This is a genomic window from Aeromonas rivipollensis (genome assembly GCF_010974825.1).
Lineage (GTDB): Bacteria > Pseudomonadota > Gammaproteobacteria > Enterobacterales > Aeromonadaceae > Aeromonas > Aeromonas rivipollensis.
Genome location: NZ_JAAILA010000011.1, coordinates 223,386 through 246,049, shown reverse-complemented (window position 1 = coordinate 246,049; position 22,664 = coordinate 223,386). Strand labels below are relative to the sequence as shown.

Here is a 22,664-nt window from a genome sequence, read left to right as displayed (position 1 = left end):
GAGGGAAGCGCTTCCCTCGAGAACTGCCGATAGGAAACACCATGCACAATACCCGTATCGTCTCACTGCTGCTGGCCGTTGCCAGCCTCTGGACCACGCCGGCCTGGTCGAAAACCTATCCGCTTCCGCCAGCGGACAGCCGTCTCATCGGTGAGCTGGAAGACTACATAGTCCAACCTGGCGATCATCTGGAGCTGGTTGGCAAACATACCCAGATTGGCTTTTTGGCGCTGCTCGAGGCAAATCCGGGGGTAGATCCCTATTTGCCCACCCCAGGCACCCGGCTGACCCTGCCGACCCAGATGCTGCTGCCCGATGTGCCGCGGGAGGGCATCGTCATCAATCTGCCGGAGCTGCGCCTCTATTACTTCCCCAAGGACAAGGCGGAAGTAATGGTGCTACCCATCGGCATAGGTGACATAGGCCGCGAGACCCCTGAGATGACCACCACAGTCATCGCGAAGAATCCGAACCCGACCTGGGTACCCGGCCCCATGGTGCGCAAGTCCTGGCTGGAGCAAAAGGGCATAGACCTGCCGGCCGTGGTGCCCCCGGGCCCGGACAATCCCCTCGGCAAGTTCGCCATGCGCCTGGGCTATGGCAACAAGGACTACCTCATTCACGGCACCAACAAGGAGTTCGGGGTCGGTCTGCGGGTCAGCGCGGGCTGCATCCGGCTGCGCCCGGACGACATAGAGACCTTGTTCAGCCTGGTGCCTGTCGGTACCCGGGCACAGGTGATCAACCAGCCGGTCAAGACGGCGTTGGAGCCGGACGGTCGCCGCTGGCTGGAGGTGCACTCCCCCCTCTCCCGCACCGAGGAGGAGATGTCCGAGGGTGCCCCGCTGGTGCTCTCCCCCGAGGTCGAGCAGTTCATCGCGGCCCCCGAGATAGATGGCTCCCGGGTGACGGCCCTGCTCGACGACAAGAACGGGCTGCCCCGCCCCATCAGCGGCTAAGACTCTCCCGGAGATCACCATGACGAGATGCGGCCTTCCCCTGCTGGCGCTCCTGTTGACCCTGCTGCCGGGCTCAGCGGCGTTGGCGGACATACTATGGATGCAGAACGGCGATCGCCTGACCGGCACCATAGAAGAGATCACGGACGATCAGATCCGCATCAAGCCATCCTATAGCAAGGCCCTGACCGTCCAGCGCCATGCCATCAAGCGCTGGCGGCTGGACAAACAGGAGAAACCCAAGCCGCTGACCAAGACGGGGATCCCCTTGCTGGACTCCCCTGACGAAGTGAATGCCTGGCTCCTGACCGGCACCAGCGATCTGAACATCAAGCTCAAGGAGAACACCAAGAAGACCAACAACGTCAACCTCAAGGTCTCCACCGAGCTGGCCAATCTGGACTGGCGTTACAGCCTGGATGGGGAATATATCTACGAGACGGCGAACAACATCACCGACAGCCACGAATACAAGCTCAAGCCCAAGCTCGACTTCTTCTTCGACGACCACTGGTTCCTGAGCTCCTCCATCGACATCGACTACAACCTGATCGAGGCCGGATACCTTGAAATAGACTATGCCTCCGGCCCCGGCTACCGCTTCTGGAATGACAAGCGACGCCGCCTGGAGCTTATTAGCCAGCTGGGTCTGGAGCGGGCCTACTTCACCCCTGATGTGTGGAGCAACTCGGATCTGTTCGACGAGCGGATCATCAACTACCCCTTCCTCAGCCTGGGGTGGGACTATCGCCAGCCCCTCGAGCTGTGGCAGGAGAAATTTGAACTCTTCAGCAAGGGGCGCTACGAGAAGTTCATCGACCAGCCCTCACCCTATCTGACCAGACGGCAGTCCATCAGCGGCAGCCTGGGGCTTCGTTACTATTTCAACGATCACCTGCGCCTCTCCTGGTCGAGCGAGCTGGATTGGGACGACGCCTGGCTCGACTATCAGGACGCAAGGACCAGCCTGAGCGAGAAGGAGTGGCGCCATATCATCACCCTGGGCGCCAGCTTCTAGGAACCCGGAAACGACACAGGCCCACCGAAGTGGGCCTGTGTGTATCGCCGTGAGGGACGGGCGTCAGAAATAGATACGGGTGACCGACTCGATGACGCAGCCAGGGCGGCGGATCCCCTCGATCTCTATCTTGATCTCCTTGAGCAGCTCGAGCCCACCCTTGATGGGGGTCACTCTGGACAGCCTGGTACGGGCGCGGATGTTGCTGTCCACCTTGATGGGGTACGGGAAGCGAACCTGCTCCAGACCGAAATTCACCACCATGCGGGCGCTCGGGAATTCCGGCGTCGCCTCGTCCACCGAGCCGGTGAGCTGGGGCAGCAGGGCCAGAGTCAGGAAACCGTGGGCAATGGTGGTCTTGAACGGCGACTCGGCCGCCGCACGCTCGGGATCGGTGTGGATCCACTGATGATCCCCGGTCACCGCCGCGAACTGATCGATCAACCCCTGACTGATCTGCAACCACTCACCCACATGGGTCTCTTCCCCGATCCGGGCCTGCAGCTCGCCATAGAGGGTGGCGGCTTCGCCACTCAGCTCCACCGCATTCTCTTCGATCAGGGTCGGCTGGCTGTTGACCGCCTGAGCCTGGGATGCGCGCTGCTGCCGCACCTGCGACTGCTCCGCCTGGAGATCCAGCACCCGTCCCAGCAAAGGGTGAAGGTGTGCCTTTTGCTGAAACTCACGCCAGTAGTCACGGATCGCCGGAGAGAGCCAATCCTTGAGCTCAAAGGGGTGCTGCGCCAGGATTTCGCGCTTGTGCTTCAGAAAATCGACAACTTTCATGTACCGATCCCTATTCGATTCAAAGCCTGTAAAGAGGTCTAACCAGTCCCATTTTATGAAAGTTTCACAGGTAAGTACAAAAAAATCTCGGCGTACAACTGTACCGAGGATGAAAGTGGTCACTAACACGCAGGGAATAACGGGCAGGAACAAAGCAGAAAAACGATTGCAGTGACGGCTCCTGGACGGAAACCGTCAAGGAAGGAAAAGGAGGCAGTCTGGGGTGTTTTTGCTCTCAACCCCCACTTTCCCTCAGCGGCCGGGGGCAGACCACCAGGCGGTGCGGCTAGCCTCGTCCAGGAAGCTCCAGGCCAGGATCCGGCTCACCTTGTTGCCCTGCGCCATGTCGATCACCCTGACATCCTGCGCCCCCACCCGAGCCAGCGCCTTTCGTGCGGCAGGTAGATTCTCCTTTTTCGACACCAGCGAGCTGAACCAGAGGCACTGGCCTGAAAACTCCTTGCTCTGCTCTATCATGTCGGCCAGAAACGCCGCCTCGCCGCCCTCGCACCAGAGCTCCGCCTTCTGGCCGCCGAAGTTGAGCACGGGAGCCCCCGTCAGCGCCTTGCCGAGGTTGCGCAGCTTGCGCTCAGTCCCCTTGCTCGCCTCCGCCAGAGAGGCGTGGAACGGCGGGTTGCACAGGGTCAGGGCGAAGCGCTCCTTAGGCCCCAGGATGCCGCGAAAGATCTGCTTGGGGTTGTCCTGATGGCGGCACGCTATCTGGCTGCCCAGGCCATTGCTCGCCGCCAGCAGGGTCGCCGCCTTGACCGACACAGGGTCGATATCCGATCCCACGAAGCGCCAGCCATACTCACGGGCCCCCAGCAGGGGATAGATGCAGTTTGCCCCGACACCTATGTCCAGCACCCGCACCCCCTTGCCCCTTGGCACCTCCCCCGCACTCTCGGCCAGCAGATCCGCCACCCGATGCAGGTAATCGACCCGGCCCGGAATGGGAGGACACAGGTAGCCCGGCGGCAGATCCCAGTGCTGGATGCCGTAGTGCAACGCCAGCAGGGCCCGGTTGAGCGCCTTGACGGCGGCCGGATCGGCGAAATCCAGAGTCCAGGTGCCATGCTCGTTGACGAACACGAAGGGCAGCAGCTCGGGAGTACGCTGACAGAGGGCGTCAAAATCGTAAGGGGTCTGGTGGCGATTGCGCGGGTGCAATCCGGATTTTTGCTGGGTCTTCATGCTGGGCCTGCCGAGGATCGAGGGGGCCACACTATAGAGAGTCGGCCAGGGAAAGTCTAAACGAGAGCCATAAAAAACCGGGCTTCGAGGAGCCCGGTTCAAGTGAGGTTGGAAAAACAGTCCGTACTGCGAGCCGTTTGTCCAGCCTGACTCAGATCTCGATCCGGCGTGCCTGCCAGAACTTGCTGCGCCAATAGGAGTTGTCTAGCTTGGAGCGGGTCACCCCGGCGCGGGTGGAGGCGTGGATGAATTCACCGTTGCCGACATAGATGCCTACATGATTGAGGCGGCGGTTGATCTTGAAGAAGACCAGATCCCCTTCCACCAGATCCTGCTTGGAAACGCGGGTGCCTTCATGAACCTGGGAGCGGGTATCGCGGGGCAATTCGATGCCGACGGCATTGCGGAACACTTCACGGGCGAAGGCGGAGCAATCTATGCCTCGCTGGCTGCTGCCCCCCATGCGGTAAGGGACACCACGCCACTCTTTGTATACGGTCAGGATTTCGTTGACATCTGGTGTGGGTGAAACTTCGGGTTCAATCACGGGTTCCATCATGGAAACCTCGATCTTGCTCGCGACCTCGGTCTGGGGTGCAGAAGCACAACCCACCATTCCGAGCGCGACCAGCAGTAGCATCAGGTGGCGCAATCCTTTATCCCCGCAAATAGAGTGAAACTTGTTAAAATGCAGCCCGACAGGGCAATTTATAAGGCAACAGCACCCGACTATATCCAAGAATTCTATCGAGGCAAGCGAAAATCCCTATCGACCTCACATTTTTGCAAGGAAATGCACTGTTTTGCATGATTAATGTGATCATGGCCAAACAATATACAATCGCAAAAGTAGCGGCTTTGCCCTGTCAAAACGGATCGTTATCGCTGTTTCGACCTCATTTTAAAGTGAAATATTATGCTCTATGCGGATCTCTATTTGTTAAAACCGGCGCTCATCGACGCCGAGCAGTTGATCAGGCTGCAATCAGAGCTCTCGCCGGACGAATATCGCCATTGGCATGAGATCCGCCAGCCTGGCCGCCAGCGAGAGTACCTGCTCGGCCGGATACTGCTGCGCCGCCTGCTGGCCGAGCGGCTTGGCTGTCCGCCCGATACGCTGGTGTTTCGCACCAGCGAGCACGGCAAGCCCACCCTGGTCAGCCATGACTGGCAGTTCAATCTCAGCCACAGCGGGGACTGGCTGGTGCTCGCCCTCTGCCAGCAAGGCCCCCTCGGCGTGGATGTCGAAATGGGCTTGCGCCAGCGCCCCGTCCTGCCGTTGGCCCAGCGTTTCTATGCCCCTGACGAATATCAGTGGCTGTGCACCCTGCCATCCCGGGAGCAGGCCTCGGCCTTCTATCGGCTCTGGTCACGCAAGGAGGCGGTGCTGAAAGCCCAGGGGGCCGGCATTGCCGCCGGGCTCGACAAGGTGCGTTTTGTGCCAGAAGAGGGGTGGCGGCTGGACAACAGGCTCGATACCCGGAGCTATCAGGTGCTGGACTGGCGTTTTGGCAGCGGTTGGCTGAGCCTCGCCGCCCCGACTCGCCAGATCAATGGCTACCTGCTGGACGAGCGCTTGAAATCCACGCCCCTGGACCCCATGTTGATCCACACCATTTTCCGAGAGTCAGCCTCATGATCGTCGACATCAATCCCCAGAACTTCCACGCCGAACTGATCGATGCGTCCATGAAAAAGCCGGTCGTCATCTATTTCCACGCCCCGCAGATGCCAGAATGCCAGGGCATGACCCCGCTGGTGGAGACCCTGGTCGGCCCGGCCAATCCCGCAGTCACCCTGGCCAAGGTCGACATGAACGATCCCCAGCTGCAACCCCTGGCCAGCCAGCTGGGTCTGCGCGCGCTGCCCGCACTGGTGCTGTTCCATCAGGGGCGCCCGGACGAGCAGGCCATCCTGGAAGGCCCGCAAGATGAGGCCACCCTGCGCCAGTACTTCGCCGCCTTCGCCCCCAAGGAAGAGGAGCTGCTGCTCGAGAAAGGTCAGCAAGCCCTGACGGGGGGTCAGGCAGATGTGGCCCATGCCCATTTCACCCAGGCCCACCGACTGGCCCCCGAGCGTCACGACATCAGTCTCTGGCTGGTGCAGGCGGCGCTGGATCTGGCTCTGCTGGATGAGGCGCAGGCCCTGCTCGCGACCATCCCCATGGTGGCGCAGGATGATCACTATCAGACCCTGAGTTCCCGCCTGGCCCTGGCGCTGCAAGCCAGCGACAGCCCCGAGCTGCGCGCCCTTGAGCAGCGTCATGCAGAGACACCGGACGACGACGCCCTCAGCCAGGAGCTGGCGGTGCAATACAGTCAGGTTGGCCGTCAGGAAGAAGCCTTGGCGTTGCTGTTCAACATTCTCAAGCGCGACATGGCGTTTGGCGATGCCAAGAAGATCTATCTCGATATCCTGACCACAATGGGGGCACACCCGGCTGCGCAGAGTTATCGTCGCAAGCTCTATAGCCTGCTTTATTGATCGATGAAGATATCAGGGGATGCCGAGCAATCGGCATTGCCTTGTTCAGGCAGGCAGTGCAGTAATAAGGGAAATGACGAATTTCAGGCAAAAAAAAATGGCGCATTAAAATGCGCCATTTTTTCGCATGGATTACTTCTTGTAGGAAGTAGCCATGTTGTCGATGCGCTGGTTAGCACGAGCTGCTTCTTGGTTAGCAGTTGCGATATCAGCAGCCATCTTGGATTGATCAGCACGAACTGCGCTAACATCTTGAGCCAGTTGGTCAACTTTGTTAGACAGATTCTGAACGGAAGTTTCCAGTTCGCTGGTGTTTGCACAACCGCCCAGCAGGGCAGACAGACCAACAACACCTACCAACAACATTTTCTTCATTTTTAAAGCTCCCTTTAACTCGCCAGACGTTTAGCAAGCGGCGTGATTATGGCACAAATAAATACGAGTTTGGATAGGCCCCATCACAGATAAATGCATTAAAACCCTCATTTTTTTTTAAACGCACACTTTCTGTGCAAATCTAAGTCAAAAACGAGTGCTCTGGATGAGGTTCGCACCAAGCGTAACCAAAAAATGCCCTTATTACAATTTCGTATGAAGCTTAAGCCGAACGTTCAGACAGCATTTGACGATATTGCACCAGATCTTCGATGGTCAGCACCGGCATCCGGTGTTGGCGACCAAAGGCCACCAGATCCGGCAACCTGGCCATGGAACCATCGGCCTTGGTCAGCTCGCACAACACCCCGTAAGGCTTGAGGCCGGCCAGCTGCATCAGATCGACAGTGGCTTCGGTATGGCCACGCCGGGTCAGCACGCCGCCGGTGCGGGCACGCAGCGGGAAGACATGGCCTGGGCGATGCAGATCAGATGGCCGGGCGCCGTCGGCGATGGCGGCCTGGATGGTGGTGATGCGGTCGGCGGCGGAGACACCCGTGGTGACGCCCTGGGCCGCTTCTATGGTCACGGTGAAGGCGGTCTGATAATGGCTGGAGTTGGCCTCCACCATCATGGGCAGCTCGAGCTGGCGTACCCGCTCGTCGGTCAGGCAGAGGCAGACGATGCCGGAGCACTCGCGGATCATCATGGCCATCTGTTCGTTGGTCATGGATTCTGCGGCGAAGATGAGGTCGCCCTCGTTCTCCCGATCTTCATCATCGGCCACCAGCACGCCACGGCCGGCACGCAATGCGGCCAGCGCGGCTTCGACGCGGGCAATGGGATCACCAAATTCACTGAGTAGAGACTGATTCATGGTAAGACTCCTAAACAAGACAAGGACCAGAATCAGGGCATGGAAAGGCAGACAGAGATAGGTATGCAGCAGCCGGCCCGCGGGAGCCATGACTGCAATATCTGTCTTATCCTCTTTCATCCGGACTGTGACCGTCGGCTCCGGCATCTCACCGGATCTGCTGACCCCGACCCTGATTCCAAACCAAGGTCGGGCGCTCGCGGGCTCCCCGAGTCAGATCGGGATACCGCCGGTGGGGAATTTCACCCCGCCCTGAGAATAAGCGCAGACAGCCTAAAGAAAAAAAACGCAGGATACCAGCCCAAAACCCATCAAAGATGAATAGGATGCCGCGCACCGCCGCCCGCTGGCGACTTGCCACTCAGCTGCACGGCGCGCTGTCCTTTCTGAGTTTGTTTATGGCATAGTGCCAGCAAAAACGTGCAGCCCGCGCAGACTCGGGCGCCAACACCACAAACGGAATCATGACAGAGATGGAAAAGAAAATACTGCTGACCGATTGCCCCGACGCCAAGGGACTCATCGCCAAGATCACCAACATCTGCTACAAGCACCAGCTCAACATCAACAAGAACGACGAGTTCGTGGATCACGAAAACGGCCGCTTCTTCATGCGTACCGAGCTGGAGGGTCGCTTCAATGACGAAACCCTGCTGGCGGATCTCGACGACGCCCTGCCGGCGGGCGCCCAGCGCCGTCTGGTCAAGGCGGGCAAGAAGCGCATCGTCATCCTGGTCACCAAGGAGACCCACTGCCTCGGCGACATCCTGATGAAGAACTACGCCGGTGCGCTGGACATGGACATAGTGGCGGTGATCGGCAACTACGACACGCTCGCAGAATTGACGGGCAAGTTCGACATCCCCTTCCATGCCGTGAGCCATGAAGATCTCAGCCGCACCGAGCACGAAGAGCAGGTACGCGCCCTCATCGACGGCTACCAGCCGGATTACGTGATCCTGGCCAAGTACATGCGGGTGCTGACCCCGAGCTTCGTGGAAGCCTATCCGCGCAAGCTCATCAACATCCATCACTCCTTCCTGCCCGCCTTCATCGGTGCCCGCCCCTATCGTCAGGCCTTCGATCGCGGGGTCAAGCTGATCGGTGCCACCGCCCACTTCGTCACCGACGATCTGGATGAAGGTCCCATCATAGAGCAGGACGTGATCCACGTGGGCCATGCCTTCAGCGCCGACGACATGGCCAAGGCGGGACGGGATGTGGAGAAATCCGTGCTGAGCCGTGCCCTGGAGCTGGTGCTGAACGAGCGGGTCTTCGTCTACGGCAACAAGACTGTGGTGTTCAAGTAACCCTGTCCGTCGTTCGACACCCAGCAAAAAGGCTCCCGAGGGAGCCTTTTTGCTGGGTGCGCTTATTGAGGCAGGGGCAGACCGTTGATGGTGACCAGCCCCTTGTCGAGCTTGAGCTCGGCATTGAGGTGCGCCGGCTCCGCCTTCAGATAACCCAGGGCCGTGAACTGGGCCAGCATGGGCGCCAGCTGCGGCACCGCCTTGCCCAGCTGGTCCCCGAGGCTGGCATTGAGCAGTCCGGACAGGGCCTGCATCCCCTCCTCGCTTCCCATCAGCTGTGCCAGGGTCGTTGGCGCCAGCTTGGCCTCCCCTTTCAGGCTGACGGGCTCGCCGTTGAGCCGGGCGCTGAGATCGGTCAGCTCCAGCGTGGCGCCCCGTTGCAGCATCTTGTCCAGCGCCTGCTGGATAGCCGCCTCGTCCACCCGCTGGCTGCTGGCCTCCTGCAGGGTCTGATAGCCCTCCAGATCCAGCCCCTTGAGCGCCAGATCCAGGCTTCCCTGGGTCAGAGCCAGGCTGTCGCTCTCGTTCTCCAGGTTGAGGGTCGCCACCTTCATCTGATAGCGGCTGGAGAGGGTCTGGGCATCATCCCCCGCCAGCTGGGTGTTGGTGCTGACCCCCTGCAACGAGAGCTTGACGCTCTCCGGCAGTTGCAAGGAGAGGGCGGACAGCGTCATCTCGCTGCTAGGAGAGAGCCAGATGCCGCTGATCTCGGCCATGTCGGCACTGCCCTTGAGATCCGCCAGGGCCAGATCCATCTTGCTCTGCGCATCGTGGACCGTCATGCCCAGCCACTGGAAGACCAGGTGGCCATTGCCATCGAGATCCCCGCGATAATCCCCGCTCAGGGGCAGGAAGCTGAACTCGTTGAGCCCCTCCTTGACCTTGAAGTCGCTGGCCCAGAAACGGGAGCTGTTGCTCATGGTCCAGAGACTGCTGGCCGACTCCAGGCCAAGCTGCCACTGCTGCATGCCGAGGGCGGTGAAGACCGGGGCCAGGGTCCCCGCCGAGGTGTCGAGCAGCATGTTGCTCTTGATATAGAGCGGCAGCAGGCGGCTGTTGACGCGCAGTTGCAGCTCTATGGGCTCGCTTCCCGCCATCTGGGGATCGAAACTCGCCAGCGTCTGGGGTGTCACCACCACCTTGAGCACCCCATCACGGGTGAACAGGTTCTCGCTGGTGGGTAACCAGGTGATCTCGACCCCGCTCTCCTGCTTGGCCCTCACGATCTGCTCCCCCAGGATGCGGTCGAAGGCATTGCCCGTGTACCAGCAGGCGCCCAGCCCCCCCACCACCAATGCCGCTCCGGCAGCCATGGCCACTGTCTTTTTCATCTGCTCTCTTACTCCTGATTTTTCTATGGCGGGTGCATAGGCGCACTCTACGGGGAGTATGGGAACACAAGCAAGCCAGATCCCGGCTCATGGCCCATTCTCGACTGTCACAGCAAGGGGCTGAACAGGTAGAAGATGTTCTCCAGCAATTTTTTGTACCAGGGGCGGGCCCGCCACTGGGTCAGCGACATGGGGGTCGCCTCCAGCATGTAGCCCTGCACCAGCTGATTCATCTCGGCGACAAACACCGGGTTGTCGATGAGCAGGGTGATCTCGAAATTGAGCCAGAGGCTGCGTCTGTCGAGGTTGACCGTACCCACCAGGGCGAAGTCATCGTCCACCAGCACGCTCTTGGTGTGCAGCAGACCGGCATCATAGCGGTAAATTTCGACCCCGGCCGCCAGCAGATCCTCCATGAAGGAGTTGCTCGCGTGGTTGGCCATCAGGGAGTCGTTGCGCGCCGGCAGTACCAGCTGCACCAGCACGCCCCGCGCCGCAGCCGAGGAGAGCGCCGCCGCCAGGGGGTCGTCCGGTACGAAATAGGGGGTGGTCAGCACCAGGTGGTGGCGCGCCTGGTAGATGGCCAGCAGCAGGCTCTGCTGGATGCAGTCACCGCCGACGAAGGGGCCTGAGGGGATGAGTTGGGCCCGATAGTTGGTTTGCGGCCAGGCCTCGGGTTCGTGCTGCAGGCTGTCGAGCAGCCGCTCGCCGGTCTCCATCTCCCAGTCCCAGACGAAAGTGGACCACATCAGGGGCACCACTGGCCCCTGCACCCGGATCATGATGTCGACCCACTGACCGACACCGGCATCTTGCTTGAAGAAGCGGGGATCCACCATGTTCATGGAGCCGGTGTAACCGACCCTGTCATCTATCACCACCAGCTTGCGGTGCATGCGCAAGTCCTGGCGCTGGAACGGGATGCGCCAGGCCCCCACCGGCAGCACCTCCACCACCTTGACCCCGGCCGCCCGCAGCGACTTAGGCCAGCCGGAGCGGAAGAAGGTCTTGCTGCCGACGGAATCGAGCAACACGCGACAATCCACGCCGCGCGCCGCCACCTCGACAAGGGCCTCGCACACCGCATCCACGTCCCCGCCGGGATGCCAGATGTAGAACTCCAGGTAGCAGGACTGGGAGGAGCCGCGGATGTCGCGCACTATCTCCTGAATGATGGTGTCGGGCTTGTGCAGCAGCGTCATCCGGTTGCCCGAGAGCATGGGCATGGCCAGCCGCCCCTGGATCAGATCATGAAGCGGGCGCGCCTTGCTGCCCACCTCGCAGCAGTGCTGGGGAAAGAGGCGGGCGAGCTGGCGGATCCAGATGGCGTAAGGGCGGTACATGGCCTGGGCACGTTCGGCTCGCTTGCGGCCGAGCCGTATCTCCCCAAACAGCACATAGAAGCCGACCCCGGCAAACGGGATGGCATAGATGAGCGCCAGCCAGGCGAGGGATACCCCTATGGGGCGCCGCTTCATCACCACTCGCAGGGAGATCCCCGCCACTATCACGGTGTGAAACAACAGCAACAGCCAGCCGAGAAAGCGGGAGAACAGCAACTGAATGTCGTATTCCAGACCGTCGAGCAAGACGACTCCTTGGTGTAATGAACAAAGGGCATGGGCAGATCCCACAGGGCCACAATGGTATGCTGTGGGACAAACCCATTCTATCAGGTCGTTAGCATGATCCTGCAATCTATGCTGCTGAGTCTGGCCATGCTAGGTCAAGGCTCATATGACATCAATGAGCAACAGATAAACCAGTACCTGCAATCCCAGGTGCAAGTCGACAAACAGCTGGAGTTGCCCGGCATCATCAAGGCCCATGTCCAGCTCGAGCAGAGCGATGTCCAGATCGGCCGCCAGAGCCCGGATACCGCCAGGGTCTTTGGCAAGGGCAAGCTGAAGATCTCCCTGCCGGACCAGACCCAGTACGATGCCCTGCTGAACATGACCTATGAGGCGAGGCCGCGCTACGACAAGGCCCAGAGCGCGCTCTTCCTCGACAACATGAAGTTGATTGACTACAAGCTGGAGCCCGCGGCGGCCGAGCAGAAGTTCGGTTTCATGCTGAGGATGCTGCTGCAGAGCATGGAGAAGCGGCTGGAGACCCAGCCCGTTTACAAGCTCGACGACAAGGATCCCAACCAGGCCTGGCTGAAAGAGAATCTGCTGGGGCTGGAGCTGTCACCGGGCAAGATCCGCCTGCTGACCAAGCCGAAGGATCAGTTGTAGACAGTGGCTGTCGCCTGACGCACCAGCAGCTCGATCTGGTAACCCTGTTCGCGCTGCTGGTGATAGAGGGTATGAAGCGGTCCGTCGAGTTCATGCAGGGGAAGGTGGGCAAAGCCCGCCTTGAGGTAGAAGGGTTTCTCGAAGGGCAAGGCGTGGCAGATCACGGGCTTGTCCAGCAGATCGCTGCAGGCGTGCTGCAGCAACCGGGAGCCCAGCCCCAGTGACTGGTAGTGCGGCAACAACCGGAAACCGCACAGGTGGTAATAGTCCTGTTCGTCGCGCAGGCGCACGGCCCCCACCAGCCAATGGGCATCCCGTACCACGAAGATCCGTTCGGCCAGATCCGGCACATAGTGGGAAAACGTCGTCTCGTAATAGTCCCTGATCAGGGAAAGATCCGCATCACAGTACTCTTCGAATCTGAGCTCCATCGCCCGCCTGCTTCTCATACCCATTTCGCTCTGGCCACCTGGCCCTCTCTTGCCCTATCAACCGGCCCCACGAAGAGATCAGACCAGAGTGGAGCAACTGCAAGATAACACGCCTTTAACTTACAAAAAAGCCAATAGCCAGCTGGGGAGTTGCGGCGTCGTCCATTGCCTCTTGCGAGGCTGCGGCACCCGCCTCGGGGAGCCAGTGGCCCCCTCTGCCCGGGCATTTATTGCGACTCCTCGTCGGGGCCCTTGTTCTGCCTCGCCACGGATGCTTTACTCAACGTGGCTAACAAGGCTTAAGGAGCAAGCCGTTGAAAGCATGGATGTTGCTGGGAGCCATTTTGCTGTTCCCCCTCAGTGCCTGGAGTCAGACGCCGCCACCGGCCGAGGTGGTGGTCCTGACATCCGAGTCGATCCCGTCACCCAAGGTGGCAGAGCCCGCACCGCCCCCCGCCGCGCGCCAGATCCAGGTCTACAAGTCGGTGCAAAAGAACGGTGTGGTGCGCTATTCCGACATGATGCCGGAGCAGGGTCATTACGAGCTGCTGCTGTTCAACGACTGCTACGCCTGCGATCCCGCCTCCAGGGTCAACTGGCGCACCACTGGCCTCTTCCTCTACGACTATGCCAGCACCATACAGGCGGCGGCCAAGACCTATCAGGTGGAGCCTGCCCTCATCCGGGCGCTGATCCACGCAGAATCCGCCTTCAACCCGCTGGCCGTCTCCCGCAAGGGGGCCATGGGGCTGACCCAGCTGATGCCGGCGACCGCCCGCGAGCTCGGGGTCGGCAATGCCCTGATGGCCGAGCAGAATATCTTCGGCGGGGTGAAATACCTGGCGGGCCTGCTCAAGCAGTATGACGGCAATGTTGCCCTGGCCACGGCCGCCTACAACGCCGGGGCCGGTGCGGTGCAAAAACACGGTGGCATACCGCCCTATGCCGAAACCCGGGCCTATGTGGCGCGGGTCAAGCTGCTGCACCAGCGCTATAAAGAGATGCTGAGCGCCCGAGGCCTGTAAGCCCTTTGCAAGACACAAGCACGGCGGCATCCCCTCCCATCCATACCGAAACCCGAGCCTAGGTGGCGCGGGTCAAGCTGCTGCATCAGCGCTATAAAGAGATGCTGAGCGCCCGGGGCCTGTAAGTCCTTTGCAAGACACAAGCACGGCGGCATCCCCTCCCATTCTTGCCGAAACCCGGGACTAGGTGGCACGGGTCAAGCTGCTGCACCAGCGCGATAAAGAGATGTTGAGCGCCCGGGGTTTATGATCCCCTCATCCTCTACCTTAGAAAAAGAAAAACCGAGGTTATCCCGGTTTTGCTGCCCTCCAGAAACAAAAAAACACGCCCGCAGGCGTGTCGATACCACACATAGTTCAGTAACAGCTCACTCTTTGGTGGCGATCACGCGATAGGCCAATGCCCCCAGAATGGCACCGACGATGGGAGCGACCCAGAACAGCCAGAGCTGACTGACGGCCCAGTCACCCACGAACAGTGCCACACCCGTGCTGCGAGCCGGGTTCACCGAGGTGTTGGTCACCGGAATGCTGATGAGGTGGATAAGGGTCAGGCACAGACCGATGGCGATGGGGGCAAAGCCCGCCGGTGCACGGCTGTCGGTGGCCCCCATGATGACGAACAGGAAGAAGCCGGTCATCACCACTTCACACACCAGTGCCGCCAGCAGGCTGTAACCGCCCGGTGAGTGCTCACCATAACCGTTGGAGGCAAAGCCGGCGCTCACGTCAAATCCGGCCTGGCCGCTGGCGATCACATAGAGCACACCGCCCGCCGCGATCCCGCCAAGGACCTGAGCCACGATGTAAGGCACGACACCCGATGCCGGGAAACGGCCACCGGCCCACAGACCCAGGGTCACGGCCGGGTTCAGGTGACAACCAGAGATGTGACCTATGGCGAAGGCCATGGTCAGCACGGTCAGACCGAACGCCAGAGCCACACCCAGCAGGCCTATCCCCACATTCGGGAAAGCGGCAGCCAGCACGGCACTGCCACAGCCCCCCAGCACCAGCCAGAAGGTGCCCATAAATTCAGCTGCAAATGGTTTCACTCTCATATCTCCCGATGATGACTAGAACAGGAGCCTGGAAAAGGCTCATACGGACACTGCTATTCAACAGGCGCCATATTATGGGAGTGTGGTGGAGTAAGACGAAGCCGGCTTTATTTACGCAAAATGTGTGACGTGAGTCACAAGTTGTTGATTAAACGGGAGCTTCTGCACCCGAGTCGCCCCCATTTCTCATCAGAGTCCCCCCTGATAGTGCGACAGCCTGTGACCCAATCAGCGCTTTTGACAACAGCACGCCGGGCAACAGGCTTGTGCCAGGCGCGGTGGGGCGTCCTCGCAGAGCCCGTCTGGGGATCAGCGGTAACGGCCACGCACCGAGCTGGTGGCACGCCCCGCCATCTTGATGAGGCTCTGGCGGGTGTGGAAGTGGCAGAGCGCCACCCCGAGGGCATCCGCCGCATCCGCCTGAGGGGTGGCAGAGAGCTTGAGCAGATGGGTCACCATATGCTGTACCTGCTCCTTGGCTGCCCCCCCCGTGCCCACTACCGCCTGCTTGATCTGGGTCGCCGAGTATTCGCTCACCGGCAGCAGGGCGTTGACCGCCGCCACTATGGCGCTGCCCCGCGCCTGACCTAGCTTCAAGGCGGAATCGGCGTTGCGGGCCATGAAGACCCGCTCTATGGCGAAGTCATCGGGCTTGAACTGGGTGATGATCTCGCTCACCCCGTCATACACCTGCTTGAGGCGTGACGGCAGCTCGCCCAGGTCGGTGCGAATGCAACCGGAGCCCAGATACTCCGCCTTGCCCGCGACTATGCGGATGACGCCGTAGCCGGTGATCCGCGAACCGGGGTCTATACCCAGAATAATGCTCATGAAGGGATCACCTTGTGCGCCGCGACCGGGCGCTCATCACCGGCCCGTGGCAAACCCGGCGCCATTTGCGAAACGTTGCTCATCACACTCTGTTGCTCTGCAGATCTTTCATGGGCGCCAAGATAGCAAACAAGCGTCCCCTTGGCTCGCGCGGCGGCGCCCTCCCCTGCCAACCGCGCAGGGATGCGTCATCTTGTACAGTACTTCGGTTGTTTTCTCGCCCCTGCTGTCCATCGGCAGCCCATGGGAAGGGCAAGCCGGGCTCACTCCCCCGCCAGATCCACCAGTCGCTCCGCCAGCCGGTGGCTGTGCAGATAGCTCTCGATAAGTCCCCCATCTGCCTTGCCCGTTTCAATTTGCTGATACCAGTGATCCAGCATCGCAACGAATCCCCGGCTCGCCAGCACCGGCTGCCAGTCATCGGGGGCCAGGGTCTGCACCACCTTGCCCTGGGCCAGGGTGCCCCGGGTGCAGTTCTCCAGGTGGAGCGACAGATTGTCGCCATAGGCATCGATGCGCTCCTCGGTGAGGCCGGCGCTACGGTTCATGCTGCCGCTCACCGCCACCTGCCCGCTCTGCCAGGCGACGCTCACTCCGGCCAGCAGCTCGGGCTGCTGGGGGCTTCGCCTCAGCACAGCGTGGAGATCTCCGCTCGGCAGACCGCCATAAAAGCAGAGACTGTCGAGCACATGGATAAAGTCGTCGAACAGGAACTGACGCGGCAGCCCAGGCAGGGCATGCCTGTGTTTCTGCCAGTGAAGCTCGGTGAGCGGCTGGCTGCGGGCTTCGCTCATGGCAGGAAGATAGCGGCGGTTGAAGCCCACAAACAGCGGGCAATCCTGCGCCATAGCTAGGTTGGCCAGCGCCTCCACCTCGGCGGCGTTGTCACAGAGCGGCTTGTCGACAAAGGTGGGGATGCCTGCGCGCAGGCACTGCTCCGCCAGCTTGCCATGTACGGCGGTGGCGGCGTGGATCATCACGGCGTCCGGGCGGCTCGCAAGCAGCGCCTCCACCTCGGTAAAGCACTCGGCGATCCGGTACTGGCGGGCCAGCTTGTCCAGCACTTGGGGATTGCGGGTGCAGAGCAGCGGGGTGACTCGCTCGTCGCTCGCGAGCAGCGGCAGATAGGCCTTCTGGGCGATATCACCGAGGCCAATCAGGGCAATGCGCATGGGAACTCCTTGTCATGAGTGCGATGGCACAGGGTAACATCTCACTCGCACCGGGCACATCCAATGCCCTGCACACTGGCCGGTCACCGACCCCGTCAGGTGGGGAGTTTTCTTGCTGCCATCGGCTGGCTAAGATGCCCTCTTCCCGCGCTGACCCCATCAAGGAAGACCATGAACCACTCGCCCCTTCACTCTCTGTTTCGCTACAAGGCCTGGGCCAATGGCGAACTGCTGGATGCCCTCGCCACCCTGGACCAACTGCAATATCCCGAGGCGCACCACAATGCCCTGCGCATCTTCAACCATATCCATGTGGTCGATGCCATCTTCAAGGCCAATCTGCTGGGGGAACGGCACGGCTTCAGTGCCACCAATACACCGGAGACGCCGACCCTGGCGGCGCTGCGCACCGCCATCGGCGAACTGGATGGCTGGTATCTGGCATACGTTGCCAGACTGAGCCAGGCGGATGGCGAGGCCGTTCTCTCGTTCAACTTTGTGGATGGTGACAAGGGGCGGATGAGCCGCGAGGAGATGCTGCTGCATCTGGTCACCCACGGCGGTTATCACAGGGGGGCGATCGGGCGCATTCTGGTGCAGTGCGGCATCACGCCGCCGCGCGACACCCTGACCACCTTCTTGCATCGCAGCGAACCCGGGCGACGGGGTGGCTGATCGACAAAAATGCTGCTCGCAAAAACAAGAAGGGCGACTGATGTCGCCCTTCTTGTGTAACCAGCACAGATAGCCGTCCCCCATAGTGATTTAGGGTCTGCCACTTCCCACTCTCGCTACTCTGCCGATTTGGCCTGCTCTTTGGTATCCAGCCATTTACCCACTCTGGCCCCCAACTCGGAGCAGATCATGGCGCTGACCACAGCCCAGAGCAGCTGGTTGAAATCAAAGTTCGCCTGCTTCTCAAACAGCAGGGGCACCATGAGGTTGAAGGCAATGATCCCGAGCACCAGCCCGAGCCCGCTGCCAATCTTCTCTCTTCTGGATCTCGTTTTAATCGCCATCTGCTCACTCCTGTCGGGGATGACCGCTGCAATATGTATGGGGAAGAGGTCATTATCTCCTCCCCCTTAAATCAGCCGCCAAGATAGCAAAGTCACTGTCACCTGGCCGCTTTTGATTGCGTCTTGCTATGCGCTTTGATGACGCAGTTCAAAAAACGATAACTTTCTGATGGTTACATCAATTTTCATGCTCGCATAAGCGGCTTCGTTTGGCTTAGCATGACTATCGAACCTGTTGAGCTGCGATGGGTTGCTGCCCCGCTGATCAATGAAGCATGTTGGAAGCTGTCATCCACGGGCGGTAGCGTGAGATTTGGTAGCGTTACACCTTGCTCAAAAAGTGGATGTTACAGATTTCTATAGTTGAGGAATGTTATGTCTACTTGGTTAAAAACTAAAAGCGTCATATGGCAAGTGAGCCCAATAGCTGGTTTAGTTGCAGAATTAGCAGAGAAAGGGTCACAATTAATTTCGAGCGCATCTGAGAAAGGCGTTGCGGAGCTGGAAGATGAGGCCACAAAACAAACCATTCAAATGCGGTTTGCACAACAGCAGGCCAGAGTAGCTCAAGAGCTAGCAATCGCAAGACGTATCGACAATGCTGAAGAGGTCGAAATAGAAGAATATTATGACTTATCAGGAAAAGGTACTCTCGGCCTATCTTTAGATCAGAAGAAACAGACAGGAACCCTTGGTCTAGGTGGTGAAGGTCATCAGGTAACAAAGCGAATCTATCGTTTTAAGGGATGGAATCAACCTGACGGAGACGTTGAACAAAGCTTGGACAAGGAATAGCTATAGCTCAACCTAACTTAAGTATCATATAAAAATGGCACAGGAATGAGCCCCGTGCTCTCCCTACTATATCTCTGCAGCTATTAATTTAGACCCCCGCCTTTGGAACAAGCAGCTATCAGCTTGCTTGCTGAAACGATTAGGGGGAGTGGATTCAAGCTGATGCTTGCAGCAAAAAGGTTGGTGTCCCAGAGTCCCTGTCCAAGTAAAACTTAGCACACAAGAGAATCTGCTTACCTAGGCCCGATTGTCATGAGATAACGAATTAACATGCGTATTATAGACATATTTACCTTTCGGAGCGGCGATGGATATTTCTGCCAGTAAAATACTTCCCATAGATAATCTTAGTGAGTACAAAATTCATTTTGCTGTTTGGAATGGTGAAGAGCAACCACTGGATGTTTTTGTTCGAGACCCGGATGAATGGAAGGGTTGGAATAGTTGGCGCGGCAGCCGCAACGATTTTAGTAGAAAATATATATTCAGCTTAATTCGATATTATCATCAGTCCGATAAATGGCTCTTTGGTGGGATTTTCGAAGTCACCCATCGCAACTCTGAGTCATATACAGTTCAACTATGTGACCTTCACCATGAATACATTGGACGTCTCCTTCTTAACTATCCCGGTCCAGGTGTGAGAGGACGAGCCTTTTATCTCGAAAATCATTTCAACGAGCTAAAAATCGCACAACTTTTCGAAAAGACATTTGAAGGTGAAGCATTCTGTGGATACGAAAATGTTGAGCATGGCTTTTCACAAATTGAAGCAATTATCAAGCAAAGTAAGCCTGACTGGAAGGCTGCCCTTGAAAATGTAAAAGGTGTCTATCTGATAGTAGATAAAAGCAATGGGAAGAAATACGTTGGTTCTGCTTATGGTGACACTGGCATTTGGTCAAGGTGGGCTTCTTATATCAGTACAGGTCACGGAGGAAATGAGGAATTAACAAAGCTGATTAATGCCTATGGGTTCGAGCACGCACGTACAAACTTTCAGTTTTCAATACTAGAATTTCGCTCAATGAGAACAGACGACGAAACAATTAGAAATCGAGAGCAATACTGGAAGAGAGCACTTCAAACCAATGCTTTTGGCTACAACAGAAACTAAACACCTAAGACAAATTATATGTATTGAGTCTCTGGTACTAAGCCATAATATAAAAATCAAGTTCTGATATAGACAAGGGCGACCATCTGGTCGCCCTTTTTATTTTATATCACTTCCCAAATCAGGAATATCACCTTGCCGGTCGCTTGGCGCCATTGCCTTTGGCCGCGGGCTTGCCGCCATGGGCTACCGCTTTGGCACCCGGCTTGGCGGAGCCAGCACGAGTCGGGGCCTTGCCCTTATGGGCGGGTTTGCCAGCCGGTTTGCCTTGAGCTACCCCTTGAGCGGCGGGTTTGCCGTTGCCAGCCCCTTTGCTGAGCTGGGAGCCTACTGGCTTGCCATTACCCGCCTTGCCACCCTTGCTGGCGGCAGGGGTGTCGCTGCGAGGCTTGCCTTGGGCGGCGGCGGCCCCTTGCGCGCCTGCACCCTTACCGCCAGTGGCCTTATTGCCAGCCCCATTGCTGCGCTGATGGGTGATGGCGCTATGGCGGGTCAGGGCCGGTTTCAGCCCCTTGTTGATGCTGCGCTCGGCCTTGGCTTCGCCGCGCCCTTCCGGCGGCACCAGGCAGTTGGGGCCGTTACCGATGAGGTGGCCCTTGCCCATCTCGAGCAGGGCTTCGCGGATCATGGGCCAGCCAGCCGGATCGTGGTAACGCAGCAGCGCCTTGTGCAGGCGACGACGACGCTCTCCTTTCACCACGAACACATCCCCGCCCTGGCGGCTCACCTTGTTGAGGGGGTTTTTCTCGGTGTAATACATGGTGGTGGCGTTGGCGAGCGGCGACGGGTAGAAGTTCTGCACCTGATCCAGCTTGAAGCTGTTGGTCTTGACCCAGAGCGCCATGTTCACCATGTCTTCATCCGTGGTGCCCGGGTGGGCCGAGATGAAGTAGGGGATCAGGTACTGCTGCTTGCCCGCCTCTTTGGAATACTTGTCGAACAGCTCCTTGAAGCTGTAGTAGCTGCCCATGCCCGGCTTCATCATCTTGGAGAGCGGGCCCTCCTCGGTGTGCTCGGGCGCGATCTTCAGGTAGCCACCGACGTGGTACTTGGCCAGCTCCTTGATGTAGCGCGGATCTTCCACCGCTATGTCGTAGCGCACCCCGGAGGCGATCAGTATTTTCTTGATGCCCTTCACATCCCGCGCCTTGCGATAGAGATCGATGGTCGGGGTATGGTCGGTGTCCATGTGCGGGCAGATGGTCGGCCAGACACAGGAGGCGCGGCGACAGGTCTGCTCGGCCTTGGGGCTCTTGCAACGCAGCTTGTACATGTTGGCGGTGGGGCCGCCGAGATCCGAGATGACGCCGGTAAAGCCCGGCACCTTGTCGCGGATCTCTTCGATTTCTTTGATGATCGACTCTTCCGAGCGGCTCTGGATGATGCGCCCCTCGTGCTCGGTGATGGAGCAGAAGGAGCAGCCACCGAAGCAGCCGCGCATGATGTTGACCGAGGTCTTGATCATCTCGTAGGCCGGGATCTTCTCCTTGCCATAGGCCGGGTGCGGCACCCGCTGATAAGGCAGGCCGAACACGCCGTCCATCTCGTCGGTTTCCAGCGGGAAGGCAGGCGGGTTGACCCAGATGATGCGATCGCCGTGGGCCTGGGAGAGCGCGCGGGCACAACCCGGATTGGTCTCGTGGTGCAGGATGCGCGACGCATGGGCGTAGAGCACCTTGTCTTCCTTCACCCGTTCGAACGCCGGCAGCTTCACATAGGTTTTCTCCCACGGCTTCTGCTTCGGCGGCTGCACCAATACCGGCTTGGCCTCCTGCTCCACCGGCGCCGTGCCTTCGTCATCCGAGCAAGGCGCCCCTTCCATATAGGGGTTCATGATGGGGTCGATGCGGCCAATCTGATCCAGCTTGCTCGAATCCACCCCGCGCCAGCCCGGCAGCGGCTCCTTGCGGATCACGGCGGTGCCGCGAATGTCCTGCATGGTGTCGATGGTCTCGCCGTTGGCGATGCGGTGCGCCACCTCGATGAGGGGCCGCTCGGCGTTGCCGTAGATGAGGATGTCGGCCTTGGCGTCCAGCAGGATGGAGCGACGTATGGTCTCGGACCAGTAGTCGTAGTGGGCGATACGGCGAAGGGACGCCTCTATGCCACCTATGACCACGGGGACCTCCTTGAAGGCCTCCTTGCAGCGCTGGGTGTAGACCAGGGTGGCGCGATCCGGCCGCTTGCCGCCCACATCCCCCGGGGTGTAGGCGTCGTCGTGGCGCAGCTTCTTGTCGGAGGTGTAGCGGTTGATCATGGAGTCCATGTTGCCCGCGGTCACCCCGTAGAAGAGGTTCGGCTTGCCCAGGCGCATGAAGTCATCCTTGGATGACCAGTCCGGCTGGGCGATGATGCCGACCCGAAAGCCCTGGGACTCCAGCATGCGGCCGATAACCGCCATGCCGAAACTCGGGTGATCCACGTAGGCGTCACCGGTCACCAGGACTATGTCACAGCTGTCCCAGCCGAGCTTGTCCATCTCCGCTCTGGACATGGGCAGGAAGGGCGCAGTGCCGTAGCACTCGGCCCAGTAGCGGGGATAGGAGAAAAGGTGGGTAACCGGCTGCATTTTGAACACCTGGAACAATTCGGGTCGCGCATTATACCGGCAGAGACAGGCGGGGGCGATGGCTTTTTGCCCC

The 22,664-nt window shown here is 59.4% G+C and carries 23 protein-coding genes, 1 pseudogene and 1 riboswitch; of the genes and pseudogenes, 11 read left to right on the top strand and 13 right to left on the bottom strand.

Going from position 1 to position 22,664, the window contains the following annotated elements:
- Positions 1-41 precede the first annotated feature (41 nt).
- Together G4923_RS08825 and G4923_RS08820 are read left to right on the top strand one after the other, a co-directional pair.
- Positions 42-959, top strand: coding sequence for a L,D-transpeptidase family protein (locus tag G4923_RS08825; protein WP_163136640.1), 918 nt, complete (start codon positions 42-44; stop codon positions 957-959).
- A 19-nt stretch (positions 960-978) separates the two neighbouring features.
- Positions 979-1,977: a DUF481 domain-containing protein gene (locus G4923_RS08820; protein WP_106886165.1), complete on the top strand. Its 999-nt coding sequence runs from the start codon at positions 979-981 to the stop codon at positions 1,975-1,977.
- A gap of 63 nt (positions 1,978-2,040) precedes the next feature.
- Here the strand turns inward: G4923_RS08820 and G4923_RS08815 are convergent, their stop codons facing one another.
- The 3 genes from G4923_RS08815 to G4923_RS08805 all read right to left on the bottom strand — a co-directional run bounded on the left by G4923_RS08815 (position 2,041) and on the right by G4923_RS08805 (position 4,597).
- Complete coding sequence (locus G4923_RS08815) at positions 2,041-2,763, bottom strand: MaoC family dehydratase (RefSeq protein ID WP_163136638.1); 723 nt, start codon at positions 2,761-2,763, stop codon at positions 2,041-2,043.
- 252 nt (positions 2,764-3,015) lie between these two features.
- Complete coding sequence (rlmF, locus tag G4923_RS08810) at positions 3,016-3,957, bottom strand: 23S rRNA (adenine(1618)-N(6))-methyltransferase RlmF (protein ID WP_163136636.1); 942 nt, start codon at positions 3,955-3,957, stop codon at positions 3,016-3,018.
- A gap of 151 nt (positions 3,958-4,108) precedes the next feature.
- Positions 4,109-4,597, bottom strand: coding sequence for a C40 family peptidase (locus G4923_RS08805; protein ID WP_025327795.1), 489 nt, complete (start codon positions 4,595-4,597; stop codon positions 4,109-4,111).
- Between the two features lie 276 nt (positions 4,598-4,873).
- Between G4923_RS08805 and G4923_RS08800 the strand changes: the two genes are divergently transcribed.
- Both G4923_RS08800 and G4923_RS08795 read left to right on the top strand, forming a co-directional pair.
- On the top strand, positions 4,874-5,596 hold the full coding sequence (locus G4923_RS08800) for a 4'-phosphopantetheinyl transferase family protein (protein ID WP_139744039.1): 723 nt from the start codon (positions 4,874-4,876) through the stop codon (positions 5,594-5,596).
- Positions 5,593-6,441 (top strand): tetratricopeptide repeat protein, encoded by an 849-nt coding sequence (locus G4923_RS08795; protein WP_163136634.1) that lies wholly within the window; start codon positions 5,593-5,595, stop codon positions 6,439-6,441. Before G4923_RS08800 ends, G4923_RS08795 begins: the two co-directional genes overlap by 4 nt.
- A gap of 132 nt (positions 6,442-6,573) precedes the next feature.
- On the opposite strand, the gene G4923_RS08790 is transcribed toward G4923_RS08795, so the two are convergent.
- Positions 6,574-6,816 carry an Lpp/OprI family alanine-zipper lipoprotein gene (locus G4923_RS08790; protein WP_025327798.1) on the bottom strand — a complete coding sequence of 81 codons (243 nt, stop codon included), beginning with the start codon at positions 6,814-6,816 and terminating at the stop codon, positions 6,574-6,576.
- 223 nt (positions 6,817-7,039) lie between these two features.
- Positions 7,040-7,693, bottom strand: coding sequence for a 3,4-dihydroxy-2-butanone-4-phosphate synthase (gene ribB, locus G4923_RS08785; RefSeq protein WP_106886160.1), 654 nt, complete (start codon positions 7,691-7,693; stop codon positions 7,040-7,042).
- Between the two features lie 104 nt (positions 7,694-7,797).
- Positions 7,798-7,957: riboswitch (FMN riboswitch) on the bottom strand.
- Positions 7,958-8,166: 209 nt separating this feature from the next.
- Here ribB and purU point away from each other — a divergent pair.
- Positions 8,167-9,003, top strand: a complete 837-nt coding sequence (gene purU, locus G4923_RS08780; RefSeq protein WP_005326970.1) for a formyltetrahydrofolate deformylase — start codon at positions 8,167-8,169, stop codon at positions 9,001-9,003.
- A 62-nt stretch (positions 9,004-9,065) separates the two neighbouring features.
- Here the strand turns inward: purU and G4923_RS08775 are convergent, their stop codons facing one another.
- The gene (locus G4923_RS08775) at positions 9,066-10,334 is read right to left on the bottom strand and encodes a DUF945 family protein (RefSeq protein ID WP_163136632.1); all 1,269 of its coding nucleotides are present in this window, start codon (positions 10,332-10,334) and stop codon (positions 9,066-9,068) included.
- A 107-nt stretch (positions 10,335-10,441) separates the two neighbouring features.
- Positions 10,442-11,923 carry a cardiolipin synthase gene (gene cls, locus G4923_RS08770; protein ID WP_106886158.1) on the bottom strand — a complete coding sequence of 494 codons (1,482 nt, stop codon included), beginning with the start codon at positions 11,921-11,923 and terminating at the stop codon, positions 10,442-10,444.
- Between the two features lie 96 nt (positions 11,924-12,019).
- Here cls and G4923_RS08765 point away from each other — a divergent pair, with 96 nt between their 5' ends.
- Entirely contained in the window at positions 12,020-12,571 is a 552-nt protein-coding gene (locus tag G4923_RS08765) for a YceB family lipoprotein (protein ID WP_161507403.1), read from the top strand.
- Here G4923_RS08765 and G4923_RS08760 read toward each other — a convergent pair.
- Positions 12,562-13,002 (bottom strand): GNAT family N-acetyltransferase, encoded by a 441-nt coding sequence (locus tag G4923_RS08760; RefSeq protein ID WP_289976245.1) that lies wholly within the window; start codon positions 13,000-13,002, stop codon positions 12,562-12,564. The two genes, G4923_RS08765 and G4923_RS08760, sit on opposite strands and share 10 nt — an antisense overlap.
- 326 nt (positions 13,003-13,328) lie before the next feature.
- Here G4923_RS08760 and G4923_RS08755 point away from each other — a divergent pair, with 326 nt between their 5' ends.
- Together G4923_RS08755 and G4923_RS21490 are read left to right on the top strand one after the other, a co-directional pair.
- Entirely contained in the window at positions 13,329-14,027 is a 699-nt protein-coding gene (locus G4923_RS08755) for a lytic transglycosylase domain-containing protein (RefSeq protein ID WP_139744059.1), read from the top strand.
- Between the two features lie 7 nt (positions 14,028-14,034).
- Positions 14,035-14,152: pseudogene (locus G4923_RS21490) on the top strand (lytic transglycosylase domain-containing protein); the annotation flags it as partial.
- 243 nt (positions 14,153-14,395) lie between these two features.
- On the opposite strand, the gene aqpZ reads toward G4923_RS21490, so the two are convergent.
- The 3 genes from aqpZ to G4923_RS08735 all read right to left on the bottom strand — a co-directional run bounded on the left by aqpZ (position 14,396) and on the right by G4923_RS08735 (position 17,091).
- The gene (gene aqpZ, locus G4923_RS08745; RefSeq protein WP_025327805.1) at positions 14,396-15,082 is read right to left on the bottom strand and encodes an aquaporin Z; all 687 of its coding nucleotides are present in this window, start codon (positions 15,080-15,082) and stop codon (positions 14,396-14,398) included.
- Between the two features lie 315 nt (positions 15,083-15,397).
- A complete protein-coding gene (ruvC, locus tag G4923_RS08740; protein ID WP_106886154.1) occupies positions 15,398-15,919 on the bottom strand; it encodes a crossover junction endodeoxyribonuclease RuvC in 522 nt (173 codons plus the stop codon).
- A 263-nt stretch (positions 15,920-16,182) separates the two neighbouring features.
- Positions 16,183-17,091 carry a Gfo/Idh/MocA family protein gene (locus G4923_RS08735; protein ID WP_163136630.1) on the bottom strand — a complete coding sequence of 303 codons (909 nt, stop codon included), beginning with the start codon at positions 17,089-17,091 and terminating at the stop codon, positions 16,183-16,185.
- A gap of 171 nt (positions 17,092-17,262) precedes the next feature.
- Between G4923_RS08735 and G4923_RS08730 the strand changes: the two genes are divergently transcribed.
- Positions 17,263-17,766, top strand: coding sequence for a DinB family protein (locus G4923_RS08730; RefSeq protein WP_163136628.1), 504 nt, complete (start codon positions 17,263-17,265; stop codon positions 17,764-17,766).
- A 116-nt stretch (positions 17,767-17,882) separates the two neighbouring features.
- On the opposite strand, the gene G4923_RS08725 is transcribed toward G4923_RS08730, so the two are convergent.
- Positions 17,883-18,110, bottom strand: coding sequence for a hypothetical protein (locus G4923_RS08725; RefSeq protein WP_163136626.1), 228 nt, complete (start codon positions 18,108-18,110; stop codon positions 17,883-17,885).
- Between the two features lie 375 nt (positions 18,111-18,485).
- Between G4923_RS08725 and G4923_RS08720 the strand changes: the two genes are divergently transcribed.
- Both G4923_RS08720 and G4923_RS08715 read left to right on the top strand, forming a co-directional pair.
- Positions 18,486-18,905, top strand: coding sequence for a hypothetical protein (locus G4923_RS08720; protein ID WP_163136624.1), 420 nt, complete (start codon positions 18,486-18,488; stop codon positions 18,903-18,905).
- Between the two features lie 307 nt (positions 18,906-19,212).
- A complete protein-coding gene (locus G4923_RS08715) occupies positions 19,213-20,022 on the top strand; it encodes a GIY-YIG nuclease family protein (protein WP_163136622.1) in 810 nt (269 codons plus the stop codon).
- A 130-nt stretch (positions 20,023-20,152) separates the two neighbouring features.
- Here the strand turns inward: G4923_RS08715 and G4923_RS08710 are convergent, their stop codons facing one another.
- Positions 20,153-22,591 carry a YgiQ family radical SAM protein gene (locus tag G4923_RS08710; RefSeq protein WP_163136621.1) on the bottom strand — a complete coding sequence of 813 codons (2,439 nt, stop codon included), beginning with the start codon at positions 22,589-22,591 and terminating at the stop codon, positions 20,153-20,155.
- Positions 22,592-22,664: the final 73 nt, after the last annotated feature.

Bases quoted from the DNA above. Each gene is read 5' to 3' on its own strand.
- G4923_RS08725 (WP_163136626.1), bottom strand. From the start codon at position 18,110: ATGGCGATTAAAACGAGATCCAGAAGAGAGAAGATTGGCAGCGGGCTC.
- G4923_RS08710 (WP_163136621.1), bottom strand. From the start codon at position 22,591: ATGCAGCCGGTTACCCACCTTTTCTCCTATCCCCGCTACTGGGCCGAG.
- G4923_RS08775 (WP_163136632.1), bottom strand. From the start codon at position 10,334: ATGAAAAAGACAGTGGCCATGGCTGCCGGAGCGGCATTGGTGGTGGGG.
- G4923_RS08805 (WP_025327795.1), bottom strand. From the start codon at position 4,597: ATGCTACTGCTGGTCGCGCTCGGAATGGTGGGTTGTGCTTCTGCACCC.
- G4923_RS08825 (WP_163136640.1), top strand. From the start codon at position 42: ATGCACAATACCCGTATCGTCTCACTGCTGCTGGCCGTTGCCAGCCTC.
- rlmF (WP_163136636.1), bottom strand. From the start codon at position 3,957: ATGAAGACCCAGCAAAAATCCGGATTGCACCCGCGCAATCGCCACCAG.
- G4923_RS08720 (WP_163136624.1), top strand. From the start codon at position 18,486: ATGTCTACTTGGTTAAAAACTAAAAGCGTCATATGGCAAGTGAGCCCA.
- G4923_RS08795 (WP_163136634.1), top strand. From the start codon at position 5,593: ATGATCGTCGACATCAATCCCCAGAACTTCCACGCCGAACTGATCGAT.
- G4923_RS08815 (WP_163136638.1), bottom strand. From the start codon at position 2,763: ATGAAAGTTGTCGATTTTCTGAAGCACAAGCGCGAAATCCTGGCGCAG.
- G4923_RS08820 (WP_106886165.1), top strand. From the start codon at position 979: ATGACGAGATGCGGCCTTCCCCTGCTGGCGCTCCTGTTGACCCTGCTG.
- G4923_RS08760 (WP_289976245.1), bottom strand. From the start codon at position 13,002: ATGGAGCTCAGATTCGAAGAGTACTGTGATGCGGATCTTTCCCTGATC.
- G4923_RS08755 (WP_139744059.1), top strand. From the start codon at position 13,329: ATGTTGCTGGGAGCCATTTTGCTGTTCCCCCTCAGTGCCTGGAGTCAG.
- G4923_RS08790 (WP_025327798.1), bottom strand. From the start codon at position 6,816: ATGAAGAAAATGTTGTTGGTAGGTGTTGTTGGTCTGTCTGCCCTGCTG.
- G4923_RS08735 (WP_163136630.1), bottom strand. From the start codon at position 17,091: ATGCGCATTGCCCTGATTGGCCTCGGTGATATCGCCCAGAAGGCCTAT.
- G4923_RS08715 (WP_163136622.1), top strand. From the start codon at position 19,213: ATGGATATTTCTGCCAGTAAAATACTTCCCATAGATAATCTTAGTGAG.
- purU (WP_005326970.1), top strand. From the start codon at position 8,167: ATGGAAAAGAAAATACTGCTGACCGATTGCCCCGACGCCAAGGGACTC.
- ruvC (WP_106886154.1), bottom strand. From the start codon at position 15,919: ATGAGCATTATTCTGGGTATAGACCCCGGTTCGCGGATCACCGGCTAC.
- G4923_RS08765 (WP_161507403.1), top strand. From the start codon at position 12,020: ATGATCCTGCAATCTATGCTGCTGAGTCTGGCCATGCTAGGTCAAGGC.
- G4923_RS08800 (WP_139744039.1), top strand. From the start codon at position 4,874: ATGCTCTATGCGGATCTCTATTTGTTAAAACCGGCGCTCATCGACGCC.
- G4923_RS08730 (WP_163136628.1), top strand. From the start codon at position 17,263: ATGAACCACTCGCCCCTTCACTCTCTGTTTCGCTACAAGGCCTGGGCC.
- ribB (WP_106886160.1), bottom strand. From the start codon at position 7,693: ATGAATCAGTCTCTACTCAGTGAATTTGGTGATCCCATTGCCCGCGTC.